Source organism: Pseudomonas sp. R76 (assembly GCF_009834565.1).
Taxonomy (GTDB): Bacteria; Pseudomonadota; Gammaproteobacteria; order Pseudomonadales; family Pseudomonadaceae; genus Aquipseudomonas.
The window spans coordinates 4,144,265-4,169,223 of sequence record NZ_CP019428.1 but is presented as its reverse complement, the minus strand read 5'-3'; the positions used below and the strand labels follow the sequence as shown (position 1 = coordinate 4,169,223).

Sequence of the window (24,959 nt, the reverse complement as noted above, 5' to 3'; positions counted from 1 at the left end):
ACCCCCAATGAAAACTGACCAACTACGCACCCTGCAAACCCTGCGGGTGCTGCGTGAACAACGCGCCGCCAGCCAACTGGCCGCCCAACAGCAACGCTGCGCGCAAACCCACGGCATATTGAACGACGCCAAGGAACAACTGCGCCTGCACCGTGAGGCGATTGCCGAAGAGGCGCGGCAGGTGTATGCGTCCCTTACCGAAGGCTTGTCGGTGGCCAGTTGGCAGGCGGCCCAGGACCGTTTGCGCGGCCTGTCGGATGACCAGCAACTGCTGGAAAACGACGTGACCCACGTGTCCACCACCCTGCAAAGCCAGGAGCGCGAGCGCGACCTGTTTCGCCAGGAACGCCTGAACCGTCAGCGCCAGTCCGAAGCCTGGCAAAGCCTGCTGGACGGACGCGAAAGCGCTGAGCGCCGCGTCGGTGAGTTGCGCGACGAAGGCACCGGCACATGATCGCAGCCCTTGCCGACCCTCTGGCGCCGTGGCTGACGCACTACGACCCGGCGTTGCTGGATTTGCATAACCAACTGCACCGGCGCCGACGCGCCTGGCAGGGCCGCTGCGCCGGGCAAGACCTGCGCGTGAGTTGGGCCGCTGAGCCGCACAGCCTCAACGCCCCACGCGATGTGCTGCTGTTGCTCGGCCGCGCGCCGGTGCGCCTGCGTTTGTCGACGGCCGCACTGGAACAGGTGCTGGTGCCGTTGGCGCTGCAATTCGACGTGCAGCTGTTGCCCTCGCTGCCGCGTTCGTTGCTGCTGGAACTGGCAGTACTCGACCTGATCGAGACCCTGGAACCGTTGCTTGGCCACCCGGTGCAGTTGCTCGAAGCCAAAGACGACCCGCGCACGTTTGCCGTGAGCCTGGCGCTTGAACTGACCTTCGGCAATCAACCCGCCATGCGCGCGCAGCTGGACCTGAGTGAAGGCGCCGCCGTGCTGGTGGCGCAGTTGCTCACGCAATACGGCCAGGTCGAGCCCGACCCACTGCCCGCGCTGCGCCAGACCCTGGCGGTGCTGGCGGGGCAGCAGTGGCTGAGCCTCGGTGAGTTGCGCAGCCTGCGCCCCGGCGATGTGCTGATGCTGGAACACGACGCGGGCTTGCTGCTGGACCTGGACGGGCGCTTGCAGGCCCGCTGCCAATACCAGGGTGAAGCCTTGCGGTTGCAGGAAGAATTGAAAGCGCCCCTTTTGCACATGGAGAACACAATGACTGATGTGGATGCGGCTGCGGCCCTGGATGACTTGCCGCTCAAACTGGTGTGCCAGGTCGGCAGCCTGGAATTGAGCCTGGCGCAATTGCGGGAACTGGGCCCAGGCAGCCTGTTGCAGCTCAACACCCAAAGCGTGGACAGCGTCGACCTGATGGTCAACGGGCGCCGCGTCGGGCAGGGCCAACTGGTGAAAATCGGTGACGGCCTGGGTGTGCGCCTGCTGAGTTTCGCCACCCCATGACCGGTTATCAGCCGAACCTGATCGAGATCATCCTGGTCGTTGCAACGATCGGGCTGATCCCGTTGGCGGTGGTCACCCTCACCGGGTTCATGAAGATTTCGGTGGTGCTGTTCCTGATCCGCAACGCCCTTGGCGTGCAGCAAACCCCGCCGAACCTGGTGCTGTATGGCATCGCGCTGATCCTGTCGGTGTACGTGACCACGCCGCTGATTGGCGACATGTACCGCCAGGTGGAAGGGCGCGACCTCAACATCGAGCATGTCGAGCAACTCAAGGACTTGGGCGATGCGCTACGCCCGCCGCTGCAGGCGCATTTGAAGCGCTTTGCGAATGAGTCCGAGCGCGGTTTTTTTGTGCAGGCCACCGAGACCATCTGGTCGCCGGAAGCCCGCGCCGACCTGCGTGACGATGACCTGGTGGTGCTGATTCCGGCGTTTGTCAGCTCGGAACTGACCCGCGCCTTCGAGATCGGCTTTCTGCTCTACATCCCGTTCCTGGTGGTGGACTTGCTGGTGTCCAACGTGTTGATGGCGATGGGCATGTCGATGGTGTCGCCGAACCTGATTTCGATCCCGCTGAAGATCTTTTTATTCGTGTCGCTGAGTGGCTGGTCGCGCTTGATGCACGGTTTGATTCTGAGTTACGGCTGAGGCACGACCCATGGGCCAGGACGTTTTCCTGTCATTGATGAAACAGGCACTGATGACCGTGCTGATGCTCTCGGCACCGGCGCTGGGCGTGGCGATTATCGTGGGCTTGAGCGTGGGTCTGTTCCAGGCGCTGACGCAGATCCAGGACCAGACCTTGCCCCAGGTGGTGAAGCTGGTGGCGGTGTTGTTGACCATCGTATTTCTTGGCCCGGTCCTCGCCGGGCAAGTCGCGGAGCTGGGCGGCCAGGTGCTGGACAATTTCCCCATGTGGACGCGCTGACCGCCCATGGATGCCAGCCTCACCGCGCAGTTTCTTGAAGTCGCCTACCCGGTGATCAGCGCCGCCTCGCTCGCCGCCTGCCGCGCGATGGGCGTGGTGGTGATCACCCCGGCGTTCAACCGCCTGGGCCTCACCGGCATGATTCGCGGCTGCGTGGCCGTGGCCATCTCAATCCCGATGTTCTTCCCGGTGTTCGACGCACTCACCCATATGCCCGAACACGGCAGCGTGTTTATCGCCGGGTTGCTGATCAAGGAGTTCCTGATCGGCATCCTGATCGGCCTGTTGTTCGGCATTCCGTTCTGGGCGGCGGAAGTGGCGGGGGAGTTGATCGACCTGCAACGCGGCTCGACCATGGCGCAATTGGTCGACCCGTTGTCGTCCGGCGAGTCCAGCGTGATGGCGACCTTGCTCACGGTGATGCTGATCACGCTGTTCTTCATGTCCGGTGGCTTTATCCTGATGGTCGACGGCTATTACCACAGCTACCAGTTATGGCCGGTGACCTCCTTCACCCCGGTGTTCGCCAGCTCCGCGTTGCTCGCGGTGTTGTCGATCCTCGACCAGATCATGCGCGTCGGCGTGCTGATGGTTTCACCCTTGCTGATTTCGCTGTTGATCACCGACTTGATGCTCGCCTACCTGTCGCGGATGGCGCCCAACCTGCATATTTTCGACTTGTCGCTGCCGGTGAAAAACCTGTTTTTCAGTATCTTGATGGTCATCTATATCGGCTTCCTGATCCCGTTGATGCTCGACCAACTGGCGGAGTTTCGCGGCACCGTCGAACTGCTCAAAACCCTGGCGGGCATGGAGTAGCCCATGGCCGATACCAGCGAAGAGAAATCCCAGCCGGCCACGGACAAGAAACTCAAGGACGCGCGCCAGAAAGGCCAGGTCGCCAAGAGCCAGGACCTGGTGTCGGGCATGGTCATCTTGTTCTGCACGCTGTGCATTTCCATCCTCGCACCGCGGGCCAAGGCCCAGGTCACGGCGCTGATCGACCTCACCGCGCAAATCTACATCGAGCCGTTCGCTACAGTGTGGCCACGGGTACTCGACCATGCCGAGCAACTGGTGATCAGCATCACCTTGCCGGTGATGGCAGTGACCACCGGCGTGGTGATCCTGACCAATATCATCACCATGCGCGGCTTTGTGTTCTCGGTCGACCCGATCAAACCGGAGTTCAAGCGCATCAATCCGGCGGAGGGCATGAAGAAGATTTTTGCCTTGCGCAACCTGGTGGAGTTCATCAAGGGCCTGATCAAGGTGCATGTGCTGGCGATCGCGTTTTACGTGATCGGCAAGCATGCATTGCAGGCGCTGATGGAGTCGTCACGCTGTGGTGCGGAGTGCATGGAGTCGACGTTTTTCCTGGTGCTCAAGCCGCTGGTGTTTACCGTGTTGTGCGCCTTCATCCTGGTGGGCGCGGTGGACGTGATCATGCAGCGCTGGCTGTTCGGCCGCGACATGAAAATGACCCGCAGCGAGACCAAGCGCGAACGCAAGGACATCGACGGCGACCCGCTGATCAAGAGCGAACGGCGCCGCCAGCGCAATGAAATGCAGGCACTGGCGACCAAGCTGGGGTTGGGCCGGGCGTCGATGATGATTGGCACCACCGATGGCTGGGTGATTGGCGTGCGCTATGTGCGCGGTGAGACGCCGGTGCCGGTGATCGTGTGCCGGGCGTCGCCGGAGGAGGCGTTGTTGATGTTGCAGGAGGCTTACGATTTGGGCATTCCGCATGCGCCGGATAAAACCCTGGCCACTGAAATTGCCCGTAAGACCGTGCCCGGCGACCCCGTGCCGGACGCCTCATTCCAGGCCGTGGCCGATTGGCTGGTGGCCGCCCGCCTGATCTGACCCAACACAACTCAACCTGTGGGAGCTGGCTTGCCTGCGATGGCAATGTATCAGGCAACCTCTTCAGTGCCTGATTCACCGCTATCGCAGGCAAGCCAGCTCCCACAGTGGACCGAGGTGTGTGATTAATCTCAGCCGTTATCTACATCGTGATACGGGCCACCATACCCATCGCCCACGCGCCAGATAATGTCGTGGTTGTCATTGGTCCATTCCGACGGTTTAAGTGAATACTTGTAGTCCTCGGAATTACGGTTATTCCCATCGCCGATATAGTCCGGGTGATCACGCCGATGATCGCCGCCACGAATGCTCGAGCGCGCGTCCCATTCTTCCTTGCGGAAATCAAAGATGCTCTGGTCCTGCGGCGCATCGCGCTGGCCCCAGTCGGACAGGTAGGTCTGCAGCCACACATAGGCTTCATCGCCATTGGGCTTGAGCAGCCCATCCTGCTTGAAGTCCTGGATCTGGTCCCAGTTCTGCATCGAGATCTTGTGCAGTTTGTGCGACTGAATGGTGCTCAGGATCGCGCCGACAAACGACAGCGCGCCGGAGATCAGGAAGCCCACCGGCCCGAGGAACGGAATGATGCGCCCGGTCACGCCAAGGGTAGTGAGTACACCGCCACCAGCTGCCACCAGGCTGCTGACGCCACCGGCCATCGACAGCGAACCAGAGGCGATTTTCACCGGGTCTTTTTCGCGCACGCCATCGCGCAGGGTGAAGGCGGCCTGGACCACGCTGATCACGCCGCCCGCCACGTCGGTGGCCATGCCGATCACCTTGATCGCGCTGCTGGCAAACTTGGCGCCAAAGCCGGCACCGGCCACGCCGCCACGGATGGCGATGCCTTTTTCAATGCCTTCCTGCACCTTCTTCGCGCCTTCGTCGCTCCAGCCGCCGCTGTTGAGCACCTTGCCCACGTCCTTGCCGTCGTCCATGGCCTGGTCGACGAGGTCGAAGTACTTTTTCTGGATGGCTTCGGCGTCTTTGGGCAGGGCGTGGTAGCCCTCGCCAGGCTTGGCCCACAGGTCGGGCAGGGAGCGGTCGAAGCCCATCAGTTTGTAGGCGTTGGTGCCGCGCAGTTTGTCGTAGACCTTAAGGCCCAAGGTGGCGAAGTGCGAGCCGGTGCCGAGGAAACCAAGGAAGTCGTTGGCGATGCCCAGGCGCTTCATCGGCGTGTCCGCCAGCTTGCCGCCCTGGCCCGCCAGTTGGTAGACGATACGGCCCATGCCGATGGCGCCGCCGACCGAGCCGAGTACGCCATTGTCTTTGAGGAAGGTCAGGTTCTTCACGAACGAGCTGCGGTTTTCTTCGCTGAGGCTCGGCATGATTTCCTTGCTCACCGCGTGCTCGATATCGCTGAAGCTGATCACGCCGTTCTTCTGCCAGGTGTCGCCCAACGAAATCATCGCCTTGCCGAAGTCGGCGGCGGCGCCTTTGTCCTTGAGCAACTGGTCGACGAACTTCGAATACACCCCGAGCGCCTGGCGCGGCAGGCCGTCGGCGCCGCCCTTGAGCATCGACAGGATTGCCAGGGTGTTGTCGGTGGTGGCCAGGGCGGTGTTGTCGTCGCTGATCTTGCTCGGGTCGTCCATCAGCTTTTCAACGGAATCGGTGTAGCCGTCGATCTGCAGGTTTTGCAGGAAGTTGTCGGCCTTGGCCGGGTCCATGTCGGCCAGGGCGGTGTAGGCGGTCTGGATTTCCTGGGTGGCCAGTTCGGTCTTGCCGTCGTCCTGCAGGGCTTTTATGTATTTGGTGAAGTTCTCGGAGGAGTTGCTGTCCACCAGCTTCTGGCGGGTTTCATCGACCTTGGCCTGGCCGCCGTCGACCTTGCCCAGGGCCGCATCATGGTTGGCCTTGATGTCGGCCTGGATGGTCGAGTCGCCGAGCAGCTCGCTGATGGTCTTGTCGATGGACTGGGTGTCGAAGATGTTGTCGCGCACATCGCGGGAGGTGACATCGATTGGCGTGGTCGCAATGCCCTGGTTGCCGAAACCGTGTTCGGGAATGATCGACATGCCGTTGTCGGCCATGCTCTTGGCTTCCACGGCGCGCAGGAACTTGGCGCGCGGGTCGTCCTTGCCGATGCTGCCGTCCTTGACCCCGGCGCGGTAGCTGTCCACCAGGGTTTTCATCGACAGGTCCTGTACCGACAACGGGTTGCCGCTGTCATCTTTTTCGGTGGTGGTGAGGCTGTCGACGGACACGTCCTTGAGCGGCGGCAGGCCGTTGTCGGCGCGTAATTTGTCGACATCGCTGGTCTGCTGCGCGATATCGGTGCGGTAGCCGGAAATCTGCTCGAACATCTGCGGGTTGCTGTCTTCGCTGACGACGATTTTCTCTTCGCTGCCACCGGGTTTGTGCTGGGTGAAGGCGATCAGGCCGGGGCCATAATCACCGACGCCGCCGACGCTCATGATGTCTTCGGTGGACGCCAGGTAAGCGTCCGGCCCGGCCAGGCTGTAGCCGTCGCCCTTGGCTTTCTCGATGCCGGCCAGGGTCTGGCCCTTGGTGGTATAGGTGGCGAAGGCTGCGGGGGTAATGTCCTTGGACACCACCAGCAGTTTGCCGTCGGCCCCGTTGACCACCAGGATGCCGTCCATGGGCGCGTCGACTTTGCTGATGTCGCTGAGCTTGAGGCTGGCCTCATCCTTGCGCAGCAGCTCCTGGCCGGGCAGGGATTGGGCGTTCTTGATGTAGTCGAACGCCTGCGAGCCTTCGGCGGCGTGCACGGCATGCAGGAAGTTGTAGAACGGCGTGCCGGCGTTGGGGCTGGGGTTGCTGAGGTCGGCGCCGGGCTGCGGCAGCGCGGCCTCGGACTGGCTGATCATGTATTTCTTGCCTTGGTGTTCGAACAGGATCACGCCGGACTTGGGGTCTTCGGACACGACTTTAAGCCGGCTGAAATCCAGGTCGCCGGGCAGGCTGGTGACTTCTTCGTAACCTTTGGCCTTGCCGTCGGCGAGGGCTCCCTTGGTCACGCCTGCGCTGTTGTAGCTGGCGAAGGCTTGGGGTGTGAGTGCTTCGGAGATCACCAGGGTCTGGCCGTTTTCGAGACTGACCGTGACCACGCCGTCTTTGGCTTCGCCCACCGATTTGATGTTGGCCAGGCGCACGGCGGGGTCGTCTTCGCGCAGCAGCTGTTGGTCGGGGTTGCTCAGGGCTTCACGGATTTCTTTGCCGGCGGGTGTGCCTTGGGTTTCGGCGAGGGTGTGCAGCAGGTCGTAGAGCGGTGTGCCTTCGTCCGGGCCGCCCTGGTTGACGGGGGCGACTGCGTGGCCGAAGTGCAGGCCCTTGAGGGTATCGAAACCTTCCTGGACTTTTTCGGCGCCTTCGCGGGTGATCTTGAGTTTGCTGCCGTTTTGTTCGAAGTATATGACGCCGGTGTCTTTGTCTTCGGACACGATGTGGAGTTTGTCGATGTCGAGTTTGGCGGGCAGGGCGGTGACTTCCTTGTAGTCGTCGGGTTTGATTTCGCTGGGGGGTTTCAGGCCTTCGCCGGGGGTTTTGGCGAGGACTTTGGGTTTGAAGGTTTTGTCGCCCGACCCGGCGGCTGCCAGGGTTTTGGCCTTGTTGAGCAGAGCGTCGAAGAGGCGCTCGGGGGCTTTGGTTTCGCCTGCGCGGGGGGCGGTGGCTGTCTCGGGTCGGTTGATCATTTTTCAGTCCATGTGAGGGGGCTCGCTGGGGCTTGATAGTAGGCGTTGGTGGGGTGTGAAAATGGGGTTTTGGGTGAGATCGCACAAGCTTTCACAGGTGTGAAATGGGGGGGCGCTTTTGGGTGGGGTGGGGTGTACATATCCATTTCCGCGGTAACGGCGGCTTATGGTTTCGCTCTTACAGCGAGTCACTTTTTGAGGGACCAAAAAGTAACCAAAAAGTCCTCGCCGGTATGACTCACCCACATGGGTTACAAATCAGTTCACGCACATAGGTAACAGTTTTTAACTGGCAGGGTCGATTTCGTGAGGATCTGACCATGCCCTGGAAAGAGCTGAAACCTATGGACCTCAAAGTGATGTTTGTCGCTGAATACCTGACTGGAAAACACAGCCTTAGCCAGCTATGTCGAGACTATGAAATCAGCCGAAAGACTGGCTATAAGTGGGTCGAGCGATACAAAACAGAAGGCCCCGGTGGGCTTGATGAGCGTAGTCGTCGTCGGCACCACCAGACTTATGTGGTGCCTTTGGCGGTAAAGCAGGCAATTATCGAACTTCGTTCTATAGGCGAGACAATCCCTGGTCCGAAAAAAATCCAGAGTGATTTGATAAAGCGTTTTCCGGGCCAGGATCCGCCCTCGAAAACGACTATTTATAACATCCTTAAAGCGGCTGATCTGATCACGCCGCGCCCCTTGCGGCCAAGAGTTGCTGTCTATCCAAAACCGTTACGTAAGGCAGATGTGCCTAATCAGCTTTTCAGTGCTGACTACAAAGGCCAGTACCTGACAGGCGCGGGCGTATGGTGTTATCCGCTAACAATCATGGATCATGCCAGTCGCTTCTTACTTGCCTGTCAGAGCATGCCCAGCACCAATTTCAAGGAGACCCAAGAGACGTTCGAACGGGTGTTTCGCGAGTATGGTTTGCCTGAGCGCATCCGTACTGACAACGGAGTGCCGTTTGCCAGCACAGGGCGCGGAGGGCTGTCACAGTTGTCGATCTGGTGGCTACGGCTGGGTATCATTCCTGAGCGTATCGAGCCCGGTCGGCCAGACCAAAATGGCCGGCACGAGCGTATGCACCGAACACTGAAAAGCACTTTGCCCAATCCACCTGCGGTTGCTTGGGAGTCTCAGCAGAAACACTTTGATCGTTTCATACGGCACTACAATTACGAGCGAGGGCATGAAGCGCTGAGCCAGAAAACACCGGCTTCATGCTATTCACCTTCACCTCGATCCTATCCGGAGAAACTGCCGGAGATGGGTTATGCAAGTCATATTGAGTGTTACCGGACTGACTCAAACGGGATGATTTATCGGTCAGGTCTGCGGATTTATGTGGGGCATTTACTGAAATACCAGACTATTGGAATGGAGATGCTGAGCGACGATGTGTGGGCTGTTATTTTCGGCCCAGTGATCCTCGGACAAGTGGATGCGAGGAATGCAGACAAGGACGGCTATATTTCACTCAAAGTGTTACCTATGTGAATGCACTTTTGTGTAACCCATGTGGTTGTCCCGTACACGCCCCACCACTCGGCACCTCGCTTAGGCTCGGTGTGCCCTCACTCCGGCTTGAATCCGTGGGCCGCCGCACTGGGCCATCCATGGCCCAGTGCGGCTAACCCGGCGTCCTGCCGGGTTACCCACGGATTCAAGCCTGCGTTCGGCCAGCGTGGTTGATGGGGCGATCCCAGATCAAGATCAAGATCAAGATCAAGATCTACAGCACGGCGGCCTAGTAGCCGACCTGAGTGGTAGAAGCAAAAGCACAGCAAAAGCAGGGCAAAAGCATAACTACCTGATGTACTGAGATCCAAAATGTGGGAGCGGGCTTGCTCGCGAATGCGGTTTGTCAGTCAATTCATTTGTCACTGACTCACCGCCTTCGCGAGCAAGCCCGCTCCCACAATTAGACCGAGTTCGGCCGCCAGTCTTTTGCGCTCTGCTTTTCTGTGGGAGCTGGCTTGCCTGCGATGCAGGCACCTCGGTGTATCAGGCAGAACCAGTTGATGCCATCGCAGGCAAGCCAGCTCCCACATTTGATTGAGTACAGTTTCAATGAACAGGTCGGCTGTCAGGCCGCCGTGCTCTGCTTTTGATTTTGATCTCCCACAATTTGACCGAGTTCGGCGTTCAGACTTCTGTGCTCTGCTTTTCTGTGGGAGCTGGCTTGCCTGCGATGCAGGCACCTCGGTGTATCAGGCAGAACCAGTTGATGCCATCGCAGGCAAGCCATCTCCCACATTTGATTGAGTTCAGCTTCCAGGATCAGGTCGGCTGTCAGGCCGCCTCGGCTTGGCTTTTGATCTAACCACTCAGGTCGGCTACCAGGCCGGCGTGCTCTGCTTTTGATCTTGCTTTTGATCTTGATCTTAGGCGCCCCGTTAAACCACGCTGGCCGAACGCAGGCTTTGGAGCGGGGGTAAACCGGCAGGACGCCGGTTTAGCCGCGCTGGGCCAAGGATGGCCCATCGCGGCGGCCCCCGCTCCAAAGCCGGAGTGAGGGCACACCGAGCCTAGGCGAGGTGCCGAGTGGTGGGGCAAGAGCCCTTTTGGTTACTTTTGGGGCTCTTTTCCAAAAGTGACCCGCCGTAAGGGCGGAACCCATATCAGCCCTAACCCAAATAACGGATATGTACTCAATCAACGATGCTGAAACCGAGGCAACGAAGCAATCCGCAATTTAGGCTCCTGCAGCCGCGCCAAATCCGTCGCAATCTGCGCCCGCCAAAAATGCGCCCCCGCCAATTGCGCATCCACCCAAGCCTGACGCAGCAGCACCTTGGCCTTGTCCACCGACCCGTAATGCCCCTGGCGCAATATCAGCTGCGCCTTGATCCGCAACATCTGCGGCACAAACCAACGCTCATGGCGGCCAATCGCCAAATGCAGCGTGTCCTCCAGCACTTCCAGCGCAAGTTTCTCCAGACCCAGGCGCGCCAAACCCAAAGCATATTCACACCGCAACAAACTGTAGAGCTGGCTGTCACCCTGGCCCTGCAAATGGTGCAGGGCCTCACCAAGCTGCGGCACGCCTTCTTCCGGCGAACCCTGGCGAATCAGCAGGATGCTCTCAAAACACAGACGAAACTGCCGCCAGATATGCAAATCCTGACGCGTGGTGCTGTCTTGCAGCAGGCCCAGGTAATAACGCATTTTCGGCAAGTTAGAGGCCAACAGCGCCAAAGGAATCGCCCCCAGGCACAAGGTGTACCAGAGCGTCGCCGGGTGATCGAGTGAGATGGCTTCGTCGACGCAGGTGCTGATCAAGCGCAGCGCCGCGTCGACATCGCCCTCCAGCAACAACACCTTGGCCTTCAGGCAACGGGCGGCGATGCGTTGGTCGAAATGCACGTCGATGATGTGCGAGCGCGGTGCCGACGGCGCGCCAAGGGCCTCGTCGATATTCTGCCGCGCACCCGCCAGGTCGCCCATATGAAACAGCGCCACCGCGCGCATGCGTTTACCCAGCAATTGCTGGTTGCCGCTGCTGTTGAGGGCGATATAACGCTCGGCCAGTTCCAGCGCTTCAGTGTATTGGTTGCAGCCGCAGCGGTCCGTCCACAGGCCCCACAAGGCGCGCATTTTGTGTTCGGCATCGCCCAGGTCGCGGGCGTCTTCGCGCACTTGGCGCCAGGCTTCGCGCATCGGTCCGCCGGTGCCGTAGGTGAGCATCAACACACTGGCCAGGGCGGTTTGCAGGAGCATGCGTTGGCGCACCGGCAGCGGCGCGATGGCGTTGCTGGCCAGGCCTTTTTCGACCCAGGTACGGCACTCGCTGACCAGCGACAGGCGCAACCACAGCGGCACGCCGCCCAGGGTCAGCTCGATGCCCAGGGTCAGGTCGCCGTTGGCCGAATATGCCCATTCCAAGGCCGAGCGAATGGTGCTGATTTCGGGCCCGTACAGCGCGATCCAGGTTTCCGGCGACAGGCCATCCAGGTTTTCGCCAGCCTCCTGCAACACGCCAAGGGCGTAACGGGCATGGCGTTGGGCGGTGGCGTTGGTTTCGCCATGCTCAGTGAGTTTTTCCTGGGCATAGGCGCGGGTGGTTTCCAGCAGGCGGTAGCGTTTGAGCAACTGCGACTCACCGGCGATCAGCAGTGACTTGTCCATCAGGCTTTCGAGCAAAGGCAGCGCGTTGCGTGGGTCGAGGCTGCTGCGGGTGGTCATCGCCTTGACTGCATCAAGGGTGAACGAGCCGGTGAATACCGCCAGTTGGCGCAACATCGCCTGTTCGTCGCCGCTGAGCATCGAATAGGTCCAGTCCAGGGTCGCGCTCAACGAGCGGTGGCGGGCGAGGGCGGTGCGCCGGCCGGTCATCTGCAGGCGAAAGCTGCCGTCGAGCAGGCCGACCAGGTCCTGGATGCCGAAGGTGCGGACCCGCGCGGCGGCGATTTCGATGGCCAGCGCGTTGCTGTCGAGTTTGCGGCAGATTGCGCAGGCTGCTGCCACATCGGCGTCGTTGAACACAAAGTCGGGGTCGAGGGCGCGCACGCGTTCGACAAACAGGCGTACGCCGGACCAGTTCAGGGCTTCGGCGGCGTTGAGGTGCGGCCCATCGTCGGGCACTTGCAGCGGCGCCAGGTCGTGCACGCGTTCGCCCTCGGCGCGCAGCGGTTCACGGCTGGTGGTCAGCACGTAGCAGTGAGGCGCACTGCGCAGCAGGGTTTCGACGGCGTCGGCGGTGGCCGGCAACACGTGTTCGCAGTTGTCCAGCACCAGCAGCAGGCGTCGCTCGGCGAGGGTGGCGGCGATGCTGTGCAGCGGATCGTCGCTAACGGTCTGGATGCCCAGGGCGCTGGCGAGCATGCCGGTCACCCATTGCCCGCTGGTAGCGGGTGCGAGGTCGACGAAGCAAGTGTCCAGTTGGAGTTCGTTTGCCAACTTGTGCGCCACGCCCATGGCCACCGTGGTCTTGCCGATGCCGCCGGGGCCGGTGAGGGTCAAGAAACGTTGGCTCAGCACTTGTTCGGCCAGGCTTTCGATTACCGCATCGCGGCCGATCACCTCAAAGGACGGCGGCGCGGCGCAGGGTTCCTGGCTGCGCGGGGCGGGCACCGGCAAGCTGTCTTCGCCGGCCGCCTGCACGGTCACCGGCGCGACGAAGCGATAGCCACGGCCCGGTACGGTAACGATGTAACTGAAGTTGCCGTCGTCGCCCAAGGCGCGGCGCAGGGCGACGATCTGCGCGCGCAGGTTGCATTCCTCCACGACCACCTTGGGCCAGGCGAAGGAGATCAGTTCGGCTTTCTCCAGCAATTCGCCGGCGCGGGTGGCCAGGGCGATCAACAGGTACAGGGCGCGGCTCCCCAGGGTGACGGGCTCGCCGTTACGCAGCAACACGTGCTGGCGTGCCAGTAACAGGAAGGGGCCAAAGCCCAACACGTTATCGCCGGTAGTCGGGGCTTGGTGGTCTGCGTCCATACAGGACACTGCGTGATTCTTGCTCGAGCTCATCAATTCGTCCTTTTTATAGTCAGGCTTGTTATTGGCGATCAGGCCATTCGCCCTTTTTGGGGTGCAGATGTGCAGCAGCAGTCTTGGAAAGTTGATGTCGATCAAAAAGTCGGAAAAGTCGCCCTCCTTTGGGGCGTTGTCGTTTTTATTGGCGTGTCACGGATCATGTTTCAGTGGATGAGACTGTCTCAAAGCTGAAACATTTTATTACTAGAAATAGTGATAAAGCAGAATGTATGCCAGTTGGCATGTAACAAAGATGACAACAACCTTATGAAATTTATGGTGATTTTTGCGGTCGTTGGCGGCGCCTGAGAGGCGCCGTTCGGAAAGGCGAATATTTCTAATTGTGTCGTTCGGGATGCCGAATAAATTGGCAGAAATTTGGCAGCGTTTTATTGACTGTGTATCGCACTGTATCCCCGCACCACCTTGATACACCGGCATGACGTTCTGCCGTGTTTGCGACACAGAGCGGATACACGCCTGGCTTTAACTCTGTTCACCAGCCGGCGCAGGCGGTCACTCACCGCCACTTGCGCCCTGGCCACACTCAGTCAAGCCAGGAGATACACCGATGAAGCGTCCCTACGCTGCCCTCGCGGCAAGCCTCGCCCTGTCCCTCAGCGCCTTCGCGGCGGTGGCCCACGCCGATGAGCCCAAACCCCAGGAAAAATGCTTCGGCGTGTCCCTCGCCGGCGCCAATGATTGCGCTGCCGGCAAGGGCACTTCGTGCGCCGGCACTGCGACCGCCGACTACCAGGGCAATGCCTGGGTGCTGGTGGACAAAGGCACCTGCACCCAGATCAAAACCCCCAAAGGCTACGGCAGCCTGACGGAACAACCGTGATCCAGCGCCTGCTGCCCCAGGCCCTGCTGTTGCTGGTGGCGCGGGTCGCGATTGCGGCGGTGTTCTTCCTGTCGGGGCGCACCAAGGTCACGGGTTTTCTTGAGCTTAAACCGTCGACCTACGCGCTGTTCCGCTCGGAATACGCCTTGCCGCTGATCCCGCCGGATTGGGCCGCGCACCTGGCCACCTACGCCGAACACCTGTTCCCGCTGCTGCTGGTGCTGGGCCTGCTGACCCGCCCGGCCGCCGCCGCGCTGCTGGGCATGACCCTGGTGATCGAGGTGTTTGTGTACCCCGACGCCTGGCCGGTGCACCTGACCTGGGCGGGGCTGTTGCTGCCGCTGCTGGCCGCTGGCGGTGGGGCCTGGTCGTTGGACCGCCTGCTGTTCGGTAAACCTTTACAACCCTGATGGAGATTCCCGATGCGCATGCTTTCTTCCCTGGCCGTTGCGATGGCCATGACTGTTCCACTGTTGTCCCAGGCGGCCGACACCGCGCAGCCCGGCACCGGTAAAAGCGTGGTGATCGTGCCCGGTTCGTTTGTCGACGGTTCCGGCTGGCGTGTGGTGCACGACATCCTGATTCACAAGGGCTACAAGGTCACCGTGGTGCACCAGGGCCACGAAAACCTGGCCGCCGATGTGGCCGAGGCGCGCGAAGTGCTGGAGCAACAAGTCGGCCCGGTGGTGCTGGTGGGCCACAGTTCCGGTGGCGCGGTGATCTCGATTGCCGGTGACCGCGACAAGGTCAAGTCGATGGTCTACGTCTCGGCGCTGCAGCCGGAAGTGGGCGAAAACATGGCCCAGTTGATCGGCTCGATGCCGGCACCAAGCGATGACATCAAACAGAGCCGCGACGGCCACCTGTTCTTTGATCGCAGCAAGTACAACGCGGATTTTGCCGCCGACCTGACCACCAACCGCACCGATTTCATGGCCGCCTCCCAGGTGCCTGCTACCACCGCGCTGTTCGGCGGCACCGTGTGGGCTGCGGCCTGGCACAAGAAGCCGACCTACGCGGTGGTCTCCACCGAAGACCGTGCACTGAGCCCCGCGCTGCAACGCTGGATGTACCAGCGTGCCGGTTCCAAGGTCACTGAAATCAAGGGCAGCCACTCGGTGTACATCGCCCAGCCTGAGGCTGTGGCGAAGGTCATCGAAGACGCTGCTTCCGTCATCAAATAACTCCCCCCGAAAAAAGGAAAACACCATGAATACTGCACTCAAATCTCGCCTGAGCCTCGCCGCTGCTGCTGCCCTGATCGCCATGGCCTCGGCTTCATTCGCCAGTGCCGCCAGCGCCGCCGACCAGCAGGAAAAACCCGGCCGTTGCTACGGCGTCAACAGCTGCAAGGGCGAAAGCCTGTGCGCCACCGCCAAGCACGACTGCAAGGGCCTCAACAGCTGCAAGGGCGAAGGTGTGATCGTCAAGACGCGGTCCGAATGCCTCAAGGCTGGCGGCACGCTGACTGAGCCGAAGTAACTCACCCACCCTTGTGAGGTGCGGGTTTGTTGTGGCGAGGGAGCTTGCTCGCCACAACAAGCTGGCTCCTGCAGTTGATGGAGAACAGGCTATGCCAACACCCAACCCACATTTTTCCGGCTACGGCCTGGGCCTGCGCAAGGAACACTACTGCGACTTCCTGGAGACCTCGGTGCCGGTGGATTTTGTCGAAGTGATCTCCGAGAATTTTATGGTCGAAGGCGGCCAGCCTCGGCATATCCTGCGCCAGATTCGCCAGCGCCATCCGGTAGCGCTGCATGGCGTGTCGATGTCGATCGGCAGCGCTGAAGGGCTGGACCCGCACTATCTGCGCCGGCTCAAGTCGCTGGTGGATGAGATCGAGCCGCTGTTTGTGTCCGACCACTTGAGCTGGTCGCGCAGTGGCGGCTTCAACTCCCATGACTTATTGCCCGTGCCCTATACCGAGGAGGCGCTGGAGCGGGTGTGCGCCAATATTCACCAGGCCCAGGAAGTGCTGGGTCGCACGCTGTTGGTTGAGAACCCTTCCAGCTATGTGGCCTTCGACGGTGCATCCATGCGCGAGTGGGAATTTATCGCCGCCATGGCCCGGCGCACCGGCTGCGAGCTGTTGCTGGACGTCAATAATGTGTTTGTCAGTGCCCGCAATCATGGCTTCGATGCGCTGGCGTTTCTTGATGGCATTCCCGCCGAGCGTGTGCGTCAGGTGCACTTGGCCGGCCATAGCCAGGGCCGTGATTTGCTCATCGACAGCCATGACAGTCCGGTGTGTGCCGGGGTGTGGGAACTGTATGCCCACGCTACTAAGGTACTCGGGCCAGTGGCGGTGATGATTGAACGCGACGATGAGATTCCGCCGCTGGCCGAGTTGCTCCAGGAGCTGTCGATGGCCCGCGAATTGGGGGCGCAGCGATGAGCCTGAGTGAGTGGCAGCAGGCCTTTCGCACCTGGCTGGTGAGTGCGTCGGACGACGCCGCGCAGGTGCTGGGCAATCACCGCGCGGGCCTGGCGGTGTACCAGAATAACTACCGCGCGCAGTTGGTGGGGTGCCTTGAGCAAGCGTTTCCGAACCTGCGTCGTTGGCTCGGCGACGAGGTGTTTCTGACGGCCAGCATTAGCCATATCGACCAGCATCCGCCGCATGCCTGGACGCTGGATGCTTATCCTGAAGGTTTCTACGCGACGTTGAAGACGCTGTTCCCACATAACCCTGACGTGCATGAGTTGGCCTGGATCGAGTCGGCCTTGAATGAAGCCTTTGTCGCCGCCGATGCGTCGCCTGTGCCGCTGCACGCGTTGGCCGAGTTGGACTGGGATACCGCCATTTTGCGGCTGACGCCGTCGCTGCGCTGCCATGCCCTGACCACCAATGCCGAGAGCATCTGGTCGGCGCTGTGGCAGGAGACGCCCGCGCCCGAGGCGACGATGCTCGAAGAGGCGGGCGGCCTGCTGGTATGGCGACGCCAATTCACCTCGCGTTTGCGTCAGGTGCAGGCGCTGGAGTTGCACGCCTTGCAGCACTTGCAGGTCGACGGCAGTTTCGCCGGGCTGTGTGAGTTTCTGGTGGCGCGATTGGGGGAAGACGCGGGTGTGGCTCAGGCCGGTGAATACCTGGCGGGGTGGTTGGGCAGTGAGTTGATTGTGGGTGTTGGGGCGAGTGAGTAACGGGTCCCTTTGTGGCAAACGGGCCTGTTGTGGCGAGCGGGCTTGCCCCGCGTTGGGCTGCGAAGCGGCCCCAAAGGCTACCAACCGGCTCTGTCAGAAATACCGAGGTGACTGGGGTGGGAGCGCTTCGCACTCCAACGCGGGGCAAGCCCGCTCACCACAACACATCGACGGTTTAAATGAAAATTCTGACAGCCAGGCAATTGGCCACTGAAAAAATCCGCATCTGCCCTTACTCTAGAAGCCTTTGCTACCAGCGCTGGATTGTCCATGTCTTCTGTTGCCGATGGGTTGCCCTCCAATAAACGCCTGCCGGCGGTGATCGCCCTTTCTTTAGGGATCGGCATGGCAACCCTGGACACGGCCATCGTCAACACGGCGCTGCCGACGCTGGCTGAAGGCATCGGCACTGACTCCGCCTCGGTAATCTGGGTGGTCAACGCCTACCAGCTGGCGATTATCGCCACGGTGCTGCCATTTGCTTCGTTGAGTGATGTGTGGGGGCATCGCCGGGTGTACCTCGGTGGCTTGCTGCTGTTTATTCTCTCGTCGCTGTTTTGCGGGTTGGTCGGGTCGTTGCTGACGTTGACCGCCGCGCGGGTGGCGCAAGGGCTGGGTGCGGCGGCGGTGATGAGTGTTAACACGGCGCTGCTGCGACATATCTACCCGTCAAAAATGTTGGGGCGTGGGCTGGGCTATAACTCACTGGTGGTGGGGCTGGCCTTCACGCTGGGGCCGACTGCGGCGTCGGCGATTTTGTCGGTAGCCACCTGGCATTGGCTTTACCTGATCAACGTGCCGCTGGGTTTGCTGGCCCTGGGGTTGGGCGTGCGTTCATTGCCGACGCTGCCCATGACCGGCCACGCTTTCGACCGTCTCGCCGCTGCACTGTGTGCCGGGTTGTTCGCCTTGCTGGTGCTCGGCCTGGGCACGGCGGTGCACGGTGCCCAGGGCGCACTGACGTTGGGCCTGATCGCCGTGGCGTTGGTGTGCGGCGCGTTGCTGCTGCGCCGTCAGGCCGGTCACCCGGCGCCGATGCTGGCCCTGGATTTGTTCAAGCGGCCGGTGTTTGCGCTGTCTTCCCTCACCGCGATCTGCGCGTTCAGCGCCCAGGGCCTGGCGTTTGTGTCGTTGCCGTTTCTGTTGCAGTCGGCGCTCGGGCATAGCCAGGTGGAAACCGGTTTTCTGATGACGCCGTGGCCGGCCGTAGTGGCTGTGATGGCTTTGGTGGCGGGGCGCCTGGCGGATCGCGTGTCGCTGGGCGTGCTGTGCGGCATCGGCCTGTTGATGCTCAGCGCCGGCATGGCCGCGCTGGCGACCTTGGGCAGCGGCGCGTCGGCCTTTGATATCGGCTGGCGCATGGCCTTGTGCGGCGCCGGCTTTGGCTTTTTCCAATCGCCCAACCTCAAGGCAATCATGACCAGCGCGCCGTTGGCCCGCAGCGGCGGGGCGAGTGGCATCGTCGCGATTTCGCGGTTGCTGGGGCAAACACTGGGGGCGTCATTGGTGGCGTTCTGTTTCCATCTGTCGCTGGGCAGTGGCCCGCAATACGCGCTGTGGCTGGGTTGCGTGTTCGCGTTAGTGGGCAGTGTGGCCAGCGGCTTGCGCTTGTTGCCCTATGAGAAAAAAGCCTGATGGGGCGTTGTAAAACCCGGCATGAGAAGGCTAACGTGGCGGCCTGAGTATTTCGGGATGTTTCAGATTTATGTCCAGCCTGGCCCAACGCACTGCTGATACAACTTCCCGACGCGCCGCGCTGACCCTCGCGCTATGCCTGCCCAGTGACGTGCTGCTCTACCTGCTGCTGCCGATGGAATCCCAGGCGTTTGGCATCACGCTGGCCCAGGCCGGGGTGCTGCTGGCGGCTAACCGGCTGGTGCGGATTTTTGGCTACCGGCATGTGCTGAATTTCTACGCACGCAACGGTGATCGGCTGACCTGCATGATCGCCGCCGGGGCCGCCACGGTGTGCGCCCTGGGCAACTCGATGCTGTCGGGTTTCGCCGCATTGCTCGGGCTGCGGTTGATCTGGGGCTTGTGCTTTGCCGCGCTGAACCTGTCGACCCAAGTGTTGGCGACCTCCGAACCCGCTGGCGCCGCGCGCAGGGCAGGGCGCTCAAGGGCGATGATCGCCCTCGGGCCAATGCTGGCGTTGCCACTGGGTGGCTGGTTGACCTTATGGGCCGGGCCGCGCCCGATCTTTATGATCCTCGCCGGCTGCTGCCTGGCGGGCGTGTGGGCGGCGCGCGGTTTGCCCACCGCCGGGCATGACCTGCACAGCACCGGGCGACGTTTCAAGTGGCCCGACAGCGTAGCGACCTGGTCGTTTATCGAAGGCGTGGCGCTGGACGGGCTGTTTATTTTTGGCCTGTCGATCCAGGCACAGAAGATTCTCGGCGGCGATGCGGTACTGATCGCCGGTGGCCTGATGGCCCTGCGATACGCCTCGGAAATGCTCCTGAGCCCATTGGGCGGCCGCGCGGCACAACGCTTTGGCGCCACCTCGATGCTATTGCTGTTTTCGTTCTTGAGTGCCCTGGCCTTGACCGCGTTCGGCAGCTATTGGGTGATCGTCGGCGCAGCCGCGGTGCTGGTGCTGCGCGCGCTGCAACTGCCTCTGGTGACCACCTTGGTGGCCGAGCGCAACCCCGGCTCGATGCGCGTTTCCGCGCTGGCCTCCAACGCGGTGTGGCGTGACGTCGGCGCTGGCCTCGGGCCGTTGCTGGCCGGTTTGTTGCTGCCGGTGGCCTCGGCGCCGTGGGTGTTTGGCGTGGCGGGCGCGGCCATTGCGGTGAGCGCGGTGTTCTGCTGGCGAGCCAAGGTTGCCCGCTGACGAGGTCAGGCTTTTCTTACATGTTCAAGCCAGGCGGGGTCGAGGCGGGTTTGCTCGGTGTCGATCCCCAGCGCCTGCATCTTCTCTTTATGCGCCTCGATCTCGCCGACCAATTGCGCCTGGGCGCTGGAGTTGGCGTCCAGCTCATGCATCTGCGTAAGGCCCAAATGGTAGAAGCGCAGCAGCTTGATCGCCGTCGGGTCGTTGGCCTGCACGCGTTCGGTGACGGTGTGCATCACGTTGGTCACGCTCATCAGGCTGCGCTTGAGCTGCCAGCCATACACCGCCGGCGCGAACCACGGCTGGGTCCAAAAGGGCCCGCGCACCAGGGCGACGGTGATCAAGACACCGGCAAACACGCCGCCGACATTGAAGCGAAAGTTGTCCCCGCCGGGTTCGCCGAACAGCATCACTGCCAGGCTCGACAGCAGCATTGCCAGGGCCACGAACAGCACGGCGATAATCAGGGTGCTGCGGCGCGTCTGTTGGCGGAAGGTCACGGGGTCGCAGGGTTTGAGCTCGAACATCCGGGTCAGGTCTCAAGAAGGGCGGGGTGGCATCTTCGCATGCTTTGCGCAATCAAGTTGAACGATGGCTTGCGGCGGTTTCTCTAAACCTGTGTAGGCCAGCCAATCCCCCGTGAGGTGAACCATCATGCCCGAATACAAGCAACCGCCGCCGGGTACGCCCGACCCCGACCGCACACCCGGAGAAGAGGAGCGCGACAACGATGCGTTACGCCCCAACGACCCGGCGGAGCGTCAGGATGATGAGGTGGAGCAGGTTGAGGAAGACCTGGAAACCCTGCACGACAAAGCCCGCCCGCTGTAACTGAGGAGAGCACTGTGAGTAATCCACCGAAAGGCCCGCGTTCAGGCGAACATGCCAGCGGCAAGGATGAACTGGGTTTCGACCCGGACTCCCCCGATGTAGCCGACCCGCAAGTCGACCCCATCGGCCCGGCTATCGCGCCGCTGGATCAGAAAGATAAAGATGAAGCCAAAAAAAAGCCGCCCTACGATCCGTTGGGCGACTTGAAGAAGTAACGCAAACCCCGCCACTGTGCGGGGTTTTTGCTTAGTTAGGGGCTGCTTATTTGGGCGCGATCCAGGTGACGTCGGTAATGCCGAACTTTTCCGCCCAGGGCCGGGTGGTTTTCTTCACCTGTTCATGACCCACACGCCCAATACGGCTGACGTGGGCGATGTCGGCATCGACCGCCGCCCAATGCCAGGCTTCGGCGTTGTTCATCACTTCGGCGCGCACCACAAAGGACTTCGGTTGACCGTGCAGTTGATAGTTGATGGTGTAGATTTTTGCGGTACTCATGTTGCCTCCCTGTCTTGTTATAGATGGATAGGCGAGCGTTGAAAAAGGTTCAGTCAAAATGACAAGTCGCCTGCTTGCGCTGCATAGTGATGCCTTCGTCACGCGCCCAAGGATCGCGCCATGCCCCGTTTGACTCATCGCCAGCTCTACCTGCAACGCCTGGGCTACGACTCGCCGCCACCGCCCACCTTGCAAACCTTGCAGGAACTGCAACTGCGCCATGTGTGCACGTTTGCCTTTGAGAGCCTGTCGACGTTGCTGCGCACACCGGTGCCGATCGACCTGCCCAGCATCGAGCAAAAGGTGCTGCTCGATGGGCGTGGCGGGTATTGCTTCGAGCTGAACCACCTGTTTCTGGCCTTGCTGCAGGATTTGGGTTTCGACGCGCGCGGCCTTACCGGCTGGGTGGTGATGGGCGGGCCGCCGGACGCGCGCACCGGGCGTACCCATCGCCTGAGCCTGGTTACGCTGGAGGGCGTGCGTTACGTCACCGATGTCGGCTTTGGCGGCATGGTGCCGAGCAGCCCGTTGCAGCTGGACACCGATGCGACCCAGGCCACCGCCCATGAGCCCTATCGGCTGACGTTGAATGACGGCGCCTACACGCTGTGGGCACACGTCGGTGAGGAATGGCGGGGCTTGTATGTGTTCGACCTGCAGACACAGGCGGATATCGACTATGAAATCGGCAACTGGTACGTGTCGACGCACCCGGCTTCGGTGTTTGTCGGTCAGTTGAAGGTGGCGCTGTTGGCCGTGGGTAAACGCCATACGTTGAATAACGCCAACTACGCCGTCCATTACCTGGACCGGCCCAGTGAAAAGCGCGCCATCGAGAGTGCCGATGAGCTGCTGACGTTATTGCAGGGGACCTTCGGCATTCGCTTGCCGGCACATCCGCAATTACGCGAGATAGTTGATGGCTTAATAATGGCAAATTCCAAAGAAGGTTGAGATAGAGCCTGCGCTGAACCGTTTTTCCTCCAAATCGACGCAAATTAATTCGAACTTTCCGCAAAAGCAGAGGTTCGAAGCGGTTCCTGAATAATTTGCTCACCAGACAAGGAGATGTAAAACGATGTCCAAGCTATTCGGAAAATTCCTCAAAGGTTCCTCGCTGCTGGCGCTGGTCGCTGCGCCTGCCGTGGTGTTCGCTGCACCGTCCACCGGGCCGATTTCCGTACTCGGCCTGCAGGGCAGCTACAACGACTTCAAACTTGAAGGCGGTAGCGAAAGCGACAAGGACCACATGCCCGAAGCAGGCCTGTTCTATAACTTCGGCAACAAGCTCACGGCTGAATCCGGCTTTATCTACCAGGCCGGTATCGAAGCCAAGTACGGCGAAAAAAGCAGCAACAAACTCAAGGAAGGCCAGGCTGATCTGGACCTCGGCTGGCGCGCCGCGCTGGACGCGCGCAACTTTGTCGACGTGATTGTGGGCGGCGGCTACAGCTGGACCCGCTACGAGCCGGACACCAACGACTACGACGTCAAGCTCACCAACAAGTCGCCGTTCGCCAAGGCTGCCCTGGGTTACAACCACCAGTTCGATGACATGACCCTGCGCGTCGAAGCCGGTGCCCGTCGCACCATCGACGGCCGCGCCAAGCTCAAGGTGGACGACGTTGGCAGCGACACCGTGGACCTCAAGGACCGCACCAACCCGTATGCGGAAGTCAGCCTGCTGATGAACCAGAAAGGCGACCTGCCAGTGATGGCGGGCCTGTACTACACCCGTACCGAATACAAGCTCGACGAAGACTCTGAAGTCGCCGACAACACCAAGCTCAAGCGTGACGAGTACGGCTTCAAGGTCGGTATCGCGTTCTAAGCGCAACCCGGGATGCGGGGTGGCCAACGCCCCGCATTCGACTGTCCGATCAAGCCCCCTTTGTGTCCCCCAAAACCCTCAACGCCGCGCCATCGCTGCCTTAGTGTGGAAACCGCTTCCACATCATGAGCAGAGAGGGTGGCCATGCGCCGCATCGCATTATTGTTGGCTGTGCTGGGCCTGCTGACGGCCTGTGACAACCCACCAAAACCTCCCCCCGAACGCGCTGCTGCGATCACCGCCATGCCCGCTGACCCGGCACTGGCCCAGCTGGCCCGCGCGCCACGCCTGATTCCGTGGCGCAACTGGTCGGGGGCGCAGACGTGTTTGCCGCTGGCGCGCCTGGCACCCAAGGACCTGGATGAAGCGTGGGCTTCACCTCGTATTCGGGCTGCGTCAGCGAGCGAGGGGTTTTCGCTGGAAGCGTTTGATGACGGCGTGTTGGCGATGCCGCGACCGGGTTGTTGGGCGCTGGCAAGCTATTCAAACGCGGCGGTTACGCCGCCACGCTGGTTTGATTTGCCAGACGCGGAGCGAATCGGCGAGGGCATGCCGCAATTGAGCTCTCAGATTGAGCCACCGTCACGGCATTCGTTGTTTTGGACCGAAGGCTCGCCGCGTGTAGCACCGTCAGTGTGGGTGGGCGAGGGGTTACCCGACAGTGAGACCTTTGCCGATATGCTTGGCGGACCTGACGTGTTGTAGCTCTGTGGCGAGCGTCTTGTTGTGGCGAGCGGGCTTGCCCCGCGTTGGGCTAGCAGCCCCAATAAAAACGCCGCGTTCTTTCAGAAAGAACGCGGCGTGTGGTTTTAGGGCCGCTGCGCGGCCCAACGCGGGGCAAGCCCGCTCGCCACAGCAAGCCCGCTCGCCACAATAAGCCCGCATGTCGAGCGGGCTTGCCACAGTTGGGTCCATCAACCTAATGCGGCGAGTTGCGCCACGGTTTCCGGAAACCGCGCCACCAGGCGAATCAAGGTGGTGGCCTGGGCGTTCGGCTTGGCGCGACCTTGCTCCCAGTTTTCCAGGGTGCGCAGGTTGGTGCGCAGGTACATGGCGAACACCGATCGGGACAGGTTGAGCTGTTGGCGTACGGCCACCACCTCTTCGGCGGTCAGCGGGGCCAGGTTGTTGAGCTGGACCTTGTGGGTGCGCAGGGTGACTTTGCCTTGGCGCTCGTCGGCCAGGGCGTCGAAGCTTTCGACCAGTTCGGAAAAGATTTCACGTTTCATGTTGTGTTCTCGCTTTGATTTCCCTGTCCAGCAGGTGTTTCAGGGCTTTTTTGTGATGGGGGGCCAGGTCGTCCTGTTCGTGTTTGCCGTACAGGGTGAACAGCCAGAATTGCGTACCGCCCGACCACCAGTAATAAATGACCCGCAGGCCACCGCGTTTGCCTTTGTTGCGTCGCTCATCAACGAAGCGAACCTTGCGTAGCCCACCGGTCCCTTCGATGACATCGCCCGCTTCCGGGTTTCTCATCAGCTCCTGCTGAAAACCTTGGAAAAGAGCGTCACTCAGATAATCCTTGCGATGCCGTTCGAAGGCCGGCAGTTCGATAAATAGAGCATCCATGTTCTGTACGTAGCCT

General features: G+C 61.2%; 26 protein-coding genes and 1 pseudogene. 21 read left to right on the top strand and 6 right to left on the bottom strand.

Annotated elements, in window-relative coordinates; genetic code table 11:
* Positions 1-7: 7 nt before the first annotated feature.
* From PspR76_RS18600 to PspR76_RS18575, 6 genes are read left to right on the top strand one after another with little or no spacing between them, the layout of a single operon-like run.
* On the top strand, positions 8-454 hold the full coding sequence (locus PspR76_RS18600; RefSeq protein WP_159957591.1) for a hypothetical protein: 447 nt from the start codon (positions 8-10) through the stop codon (positions 452-454).
* Complete coding sequence (gene sctQ, locus PspR76_RS18595; RefSeq protein ID WP_159957589.1) at positions 451-1,452, top strand: type III secretion system cytoplasmic ring protein SctQ; 1,002 nt, start codon at positions 451-453, stop codon at positions 1,450-1,452. Before PspR76_RS18600 ends, sctQ begins: the two co-directional genes overlap by 4 nt.
* On the top strand, positions 1,449-2,102 hold the full coding sequence (gene sctR, locus PspR76_RS18590) for a type III secretion system export apparatus subunit SctR (protein WP_017137580.1): 654 nt from the start codon (positions 1,449-1,451) through the stop codon (positions 2,100-2,102). The genes sctQ and sctR overlap by 4 nt, the downstream gene beginning before the upstream one ends.
* A 10-nt stretch (positions 2,103-2,112) precedes the next feature.
* A complete protein-coding gene (locus tag PspR76_RS18585; protein ID WP_016969171.1) occupies positions 2,113-2,382 on the top strand; it encodes an EscS/YscS/HrcS family type III secretion system export apparatus protein in 270 nt (89 codons plus the stop codon).
* Positions 2,383-2,388: 6 nt separating this feature from the next.
* Positions 2,389-3,201 carry a type III secretion system export apparatus subunit SctT gene (gene sctT / locus PspR76_RS18580; protein WP_159957587.1) on the top strand — a complete coding sequence of 271 codons (813 nt, stop codon included), beginning with the start codon at positions 2,389-2,391 and terminating at the stop codon, positions 3,199-3,201.
* 3 nt (positions 3,202-3,204) lie between these two features.
* Positions 3,205-4,251 carry an EscU/YscU/HrcU family type III secretion system export apparatus switch protein gene (locus tag PspR76_RS18575; RefSeq protein WP_159957585.1) on the top strand — a complete coding sequence of 349 codons (1,047 nt, stop codon included), beginning with the start codon at positions 3,205-3,207 and terminating at the stop codon, positions 4,249-4,251.
* Positions 4,252-4,382: 131 nt separating this feature from the next.
* Here the strand turns inward: PspR76_RS18575 and PspR76_RS18570 are convergent, their stop codons facing one another.
* The gene (locus PspR76_RS18570) at positions 4,383-7,910 is read right to left on the bottom strand and encodes a hypothetical protein (RefSeq protein ID WP_159957584.1); all 3,528 of its coding nucleotides are present in this window, start codon (positions 7,908-7,910) and stop codon (positions 4,383-4,385) included.
* Between the two features lie 320 nt (positions 7,911-8,230).
* Here PspR76_RS18570 and PspR76_RS18565 point away from each other — a divergent pair, with 320 nt between their 5' ends.
* The gene (locus tag PspR76_RS18565; RefSeq protein WP_159957582.1) at positions 8,231-9,409 is read left to right on the top strand and encodes an integrase core domain-containing protein; all 1,179 of its coding nucleotides are present in this window, start codon (positions 8,231-8,233) and stop codon (positions 9,407-9,409) included.
* A 1,158-nt stretch (positions 9,410-10,567) separates the two neighbouring features.
* On the opposite strand, the gene PspR76_RS18560 is transcribed toward PspR76_RS18565, so the two are convergent.
* The gene (locus PspR76_RS18560; RefSeq protein ID WP_159957580.1) at positions 10,568-13,351 is read right to left on the bottom strand and encodes a helix-turn-helix transcriptional regulator; all 2,784 of its coding nucleotides are present in this window, start codon (positions 13,349-13,351) and stop codon (positions 10,568-10,570) included.
* Between the two features lie 12 nt (positions 13,352-13,363).
* Here PspR76_RS18560 and PspR76_RS18555 point away from each other — a divergent pair, with 12 nt between their 5' ends.
* The 9 genes from PspR76_RS18555 (at position 13,364) to PspR76_RS18515 (ending at position 20,214) form a co-directional block, all read left to right on the top strand.
* A complete protein-coding gene (locus PspR76_RS18555; RefSeq protein ID WP_159957578.1) occupies positions 13,364-13,582 on the top strand; it encodes a hypothetical protein in 219 nt (72 codons plus the stop codon).
* Positions 13,583-13,961: 379 nt separating this feature from the next.
* On the top strand, positions 13,962-14,234 hold the full coding sequence (locus PspR76_RS18550) for a BufA1 family periplasmic bufferin-type metallophore (RefSeq protein WP_159957576.1): 273 nt from the start codon (positions 13,962-13,964) through the stop codon (positions 14,232-14,234).
* The gene (locus PspR76_RS18545; protein ID WP_159957574.1) at positions 14,231-14,644 is read left to right on the top strand and encodes a DoxX family protein; all 414 of its coding nucleotides are present in this window, start codon (positions 14,231-14,233) and stop codon (positions 14,642-14,644) included. Before PspR76_RS18550 ends, PspR76_RS18545 begins: the two co-directional genes overlap by 4 nt.
* A 12-nt stretch (positions 14,645-14,656) precedes the next feature.
* A complete protein-coding gene (locus PspR76_RS18540; protein WP_159957572.1) occupies positions 14,657-15,418 on the top strand; it encodes an alpha/beta fold hydrolase in 762 nt (253 codons plus the stop codon).
* 25 nt (positions 15,419-15,443) lie between these two features.
* On the top strand, positions 15,444-15,716 hold the full coding sequence (bufA2, locus tag PspR76_RS18535) for a BufA2 family periplasmic bufferin-type metallophore (protein ID WP_159957570.1): 273 nt from the start codon (positions 15,444-15,446) through the stop codon (positions 15,714-15,716).
* A 91-nt stretch (positions 15,717-15,807) separates the two neighbouring features.
* Complete coding sequence (bufB, locus tag PspR76_RS18530) at positions 15,808-16,632, top strand: MNIO family bufferin maturase (protein WP_159957568.1); 825 nt, start codon at positions 15,808-15,810, stop codon at positions 16,630-16,632.
* Entirely contained in the window at positions 16,629-17,381 is a 753-nt protein-coding gene (locus PspR76_RS18525) for an HvfC/BufC N-terminal domain-containing protein (RefSeq protein WP_159957566.1), read from the top strand. Before bufB ends, PspR76_RS18525 begins: the two co-directional genes overlap by 4 nt.
* A 270-nt stretch (positions 17,382-17,651) precedes the next feature.
* Positions 17,652-19,016 carry an MFS transporter gene (locus PspR76_RS18520; RefSeq protein ID WP_159957564.1) on the top strand — a complete coding sequence of 455 codons (1,365 nt, stop codon included), beginning with the start codon at positions 17,652-17,654 and terminating at the stop codon, positions 19,014-19,016.
* 70 nt (positions 19,017-19,086) lie between these two features.
* Positions 19,087-20,214, top strand: coding sequence for an MFS transporter (locus tag PspR76_RS18515; RefSeq protein WP_159957562.1), 1,128 nt, complete (start codon positions 19,087-19,089; stop codon positions 20,212-20,214).
* 5 nt (positions 20,215-20,219) lie between these two features.
* Here PspR76_RS18515 and PspR76_RS18510 read toward each other — a convergent pair whose 3' ends face one another.
* Entirely contained in the window at positions 20,220-20,741 is a 522-nt protein-coding gene (locus tag PspR76_RS18510; protein WP_159957560.1) for a DUF3087 domain-containing protein, read from the bottom strand.
* Between the two features lie 127 nt (positions 20,742-20,868).
* On the opposite strand from PspR76_RS18510, the gene PspR76_RS31085 reads away from it, so the two are divergent.
* Positions 20,869-21,045 carry a hypothetical protein gene (locus PspR76_RS31085; RefSeq protein WP_174245638.1) on the top strand — a complete coding sequence of 59 codons (177 nt, stop codon included), beginning with the start codon at positions 20,869-20,871 and terminating at the stop codon, positions 21,043-21,045.
* Between the two features lie 14 nt (positions 21,046-21,059).
* Positions 21,060-21,260, top strand: a complete 201-nt coding sequence (locus tag PspR76_RS18505; RefSeq protein ID WP_159957558.1) for a DUF6021 family protein — start codon at positions 21,060-21,062, stop codon at positions 21,258-21,260.
* A gap of 46 nt (positions 21,261-21,306) precedes the next feature.
* Here PspR76_RS18505 and PspR76_RS18500 read toward each other — a convergent pair whose 3' ends face one another.
* On the bottom strand, positions 21,307-21,543 hold the full coding sequence (locus tag PspR76_RS18500; RefSeq protein ID WP_159957556.1) for a DUF6555 family protein: 237 nt from the start codon (positions 21,541-21,543) through the stop codon (positions 21,307-21,309).
* A gap of 120 nt (positions 21,544-21,663) precedes the next feature.
* On the opposite strand from PspR76_RS18500, the gene PspR76_RS18495 reads away from it, so the two are divergent.
* The 3 genes and pseudogenes from PspR76_RS18495 to PspR76_RS31690 all read left to right on the top strand — a co-directional run.
* On the top strand, positions 21,664-22,497 hold the full coding sequence (locus PspR76_RS18495; protein ID WP_159957554.1) for an arylamine N-acetyltransferase family protein: 834 nt from the start codon (positions 21,664-21,666) through the stop codon (positions 22,495-22,497).
* A 124-nt stretch (positions 22,498-22,621) separates the two neighbouring features.
* Positions 22,622-23,374: an outer membrane beta-barrel protein gene (locus PspR76_RS18490; protein WP_159957552.1), complete on the top strand. Its 753-nt coding sequence runs from the start codon at positions 22,622-22,624 to the stop codon at positions 23,372-23,374.
* Positions 23,375-23,617: 243 nt separating this feature from the next.
* Positions 23,618-23,818: pseudogene (locus PspR76_RS31690) on the top strand (D-arabinono-1,4-lactone oxidase); the annotation flags it as partial.
* 470 nt (positions 23,819-24,288) lie between these two features.
* Here PspR76_RS31690 and PspR76_RS18480 read toward each other — a convergent pair.
* Both PspR76_RS18480 and PspR76_RS18475 read right to left on the bottom strand, forming a co-directional pair.
* The gene (locus PspR76_RS18480) at positions 24,289-24,603 is read right to left on the bottom strand and encodes a helix-turn-helix domain-containing protein (RefSeq protein WP_159957550.1); all 315 of its coding nucleotides are present in this window, start codon (positions 24,601-24,603) and stop codon (positions 24,289-24,291) included.
* A complete protein-coding gene (locus PspR76_RS18475) occupies positions 24,593-24,943 on the bottom strand; it encodes a toxin (RefSeq protein WP_159957548.1) in 351 nt (116 codons plus the stop codon). Before PspR76_RS18475 ends, PspR76_RS18480 begins: the two co-directional genes overlap by 11 nt.
* Positions 24,944-24,959 lie beyond the last annotated feature (16 nt).

Coding starts and splice junctions, on each gene's coding strand:
- PspR76_RS18600 (WP_159957591.1), top strand. CDS start 8: ATGAAAACTGACCAACTACGCACCCTGCAAACCCTGCGGGTGCTGCGT.
- sctQ (WP_159957589.1), top strand. CDS start 451: ATGATCGCAGCCCTTGCCGACCCTCTGGCGCCGTGGCTGACGCACTAC.
- sctR (WP_017137580.1), top strand. CDS start 1,449: ATGACCGGTTATCAGCCGAACCTGATCGAGATCATCCTGGTCGTTGCA.
- PspR76_RS18585 (WP_016969171.1), top strand. CDS start 2,113: ATGGGCCAGGACGTTTTCCTGTCATTGATGAAACAGGCACTGATGACC.
- sctT (WP_159957587.1), top strand. CDS start 2,389: ATGGATGCCAGCCTCACCGCGCAGTTTCTTGAAGTCGCCTACCCGGTG.
- PspR76_RS18575 (WP_159957585.1), top strand. CDS start 3,205: ATGGCCGATACCAGCGAAGAGAAATCCCAGCCGGCCACGGACAAGAAA.
- PspR76_RS18570 (WP_159957584.1), bottom strand. CDS start 7,910: ATGATCAACCGACCCGAGACAGCCACCGCCCCCCGCGCAGGCGAAACC.
- PspR76_RS18565 (WP_159957582.1), top strand. CDS start 8,231: ATGCCCTGGAAAGAGCTGAAACCTATGGACCTCAAAGTGATGTTTGTC.
- PspR76_RS18560 (WP_159957580.1), bottom strand. CDS start 13,351: ATGGACGCAGACCACCAAGCCCCGACTACCGGCGATAACGTGTTGGGC.
- PspR76_RS18550 (WP_159957576.1), top strand. CDS start 13,962: ATGAAGCGTCCCTACGCTGCCCTCGCGGCAAGCCTCGCCCTGTCCCTC.
- PspR76_RS18540 (WP_159957572.1), top strand. CDS start 14,657: ATGCGCATGCTTTCTTCCCTGGCCGTTGCGATGGCCATGACTGTTCCA.
- bufA2 (WP_159957570.1), top strand. CDS start 15,444: ATGAATACTGCACTCAAATCTCGCCTGAGCCTCGCCGCTGCTGCTGCC.
- bufB (WP_159957568.1), top strand. CDS start 15,808: ATGCCAACACCCAACCCACATTTTTCCGGCTACGGCCTGGGCCTGCGC.
- PspR76_RS18525 (WP_159957566.1), top strand. CDS start 16,629: ATGAGCCTGAGTGAGTGGCAGCAGGCCTTTCGCACCTGGCTGGTGAGT.
- PspR76_RS18520 (WP_159957564.1), top strand. CDS start 17,652: ATGTCTTCTGTTGCCGATGGGTTGCCCTCCAATAAACGCCTGCCGGCG.
- PspR76_RS18515 (WP_159957562.1), top strand. CDS start 19,087: ATGTCCAGCCTGGCCCAACGCACTGCTGATACAACTTCCCGACGCGCC.
- PspR76_RS18510 (WP_159957560.1), bottom strand. CDS start 20,741: ATGTTCGAGCTCAAACCCTGCGACCCCGTGACCTTCCGCCAACAGACG.
- PspR76_RS31085 (WP_174245638.1), top strand. CDS start 20,869: ATGCCCGAATACAAGCAACCGCCGCCGGGTACGCCCGACCCCGACCGC.
- PspR76_RS18500 (WP_159957556.1), bottom strand. CDS start 21,543: ATGAGTACCGCAAAAATCTACACCATCAACTATCAACTGCACGGTCAA.
- PspR76_RS18495 (WP_159957554.1), top strand. CDS start 21,664: ATGCCCCGTTTGACTCATCGCCAGCTCTACCTGCAACGCCTGGGCTAC.
- PspR76_RS18490 (WP_159957552.1), top strand. CDS start 22,622: ATGTCCAAGCTATTCGGAAAATTCCTCAAAGGTTCCTCGCTGCTGGCG.
- PspR76_RS18480 (WP_159957550.1), bottom strand. CDS start 24,603: ATGAAACGTGAAATCTTTTCCGAACTGGTCGAAAGCTTCGACGCCCTG.
- PspR76_RS18475 (WP_159957548.1), bottom strand. CDS start 24,943: ATGGATGCTCTATTTATCGAACTGCCGGCCTTCGAACGGCATCGCAAG.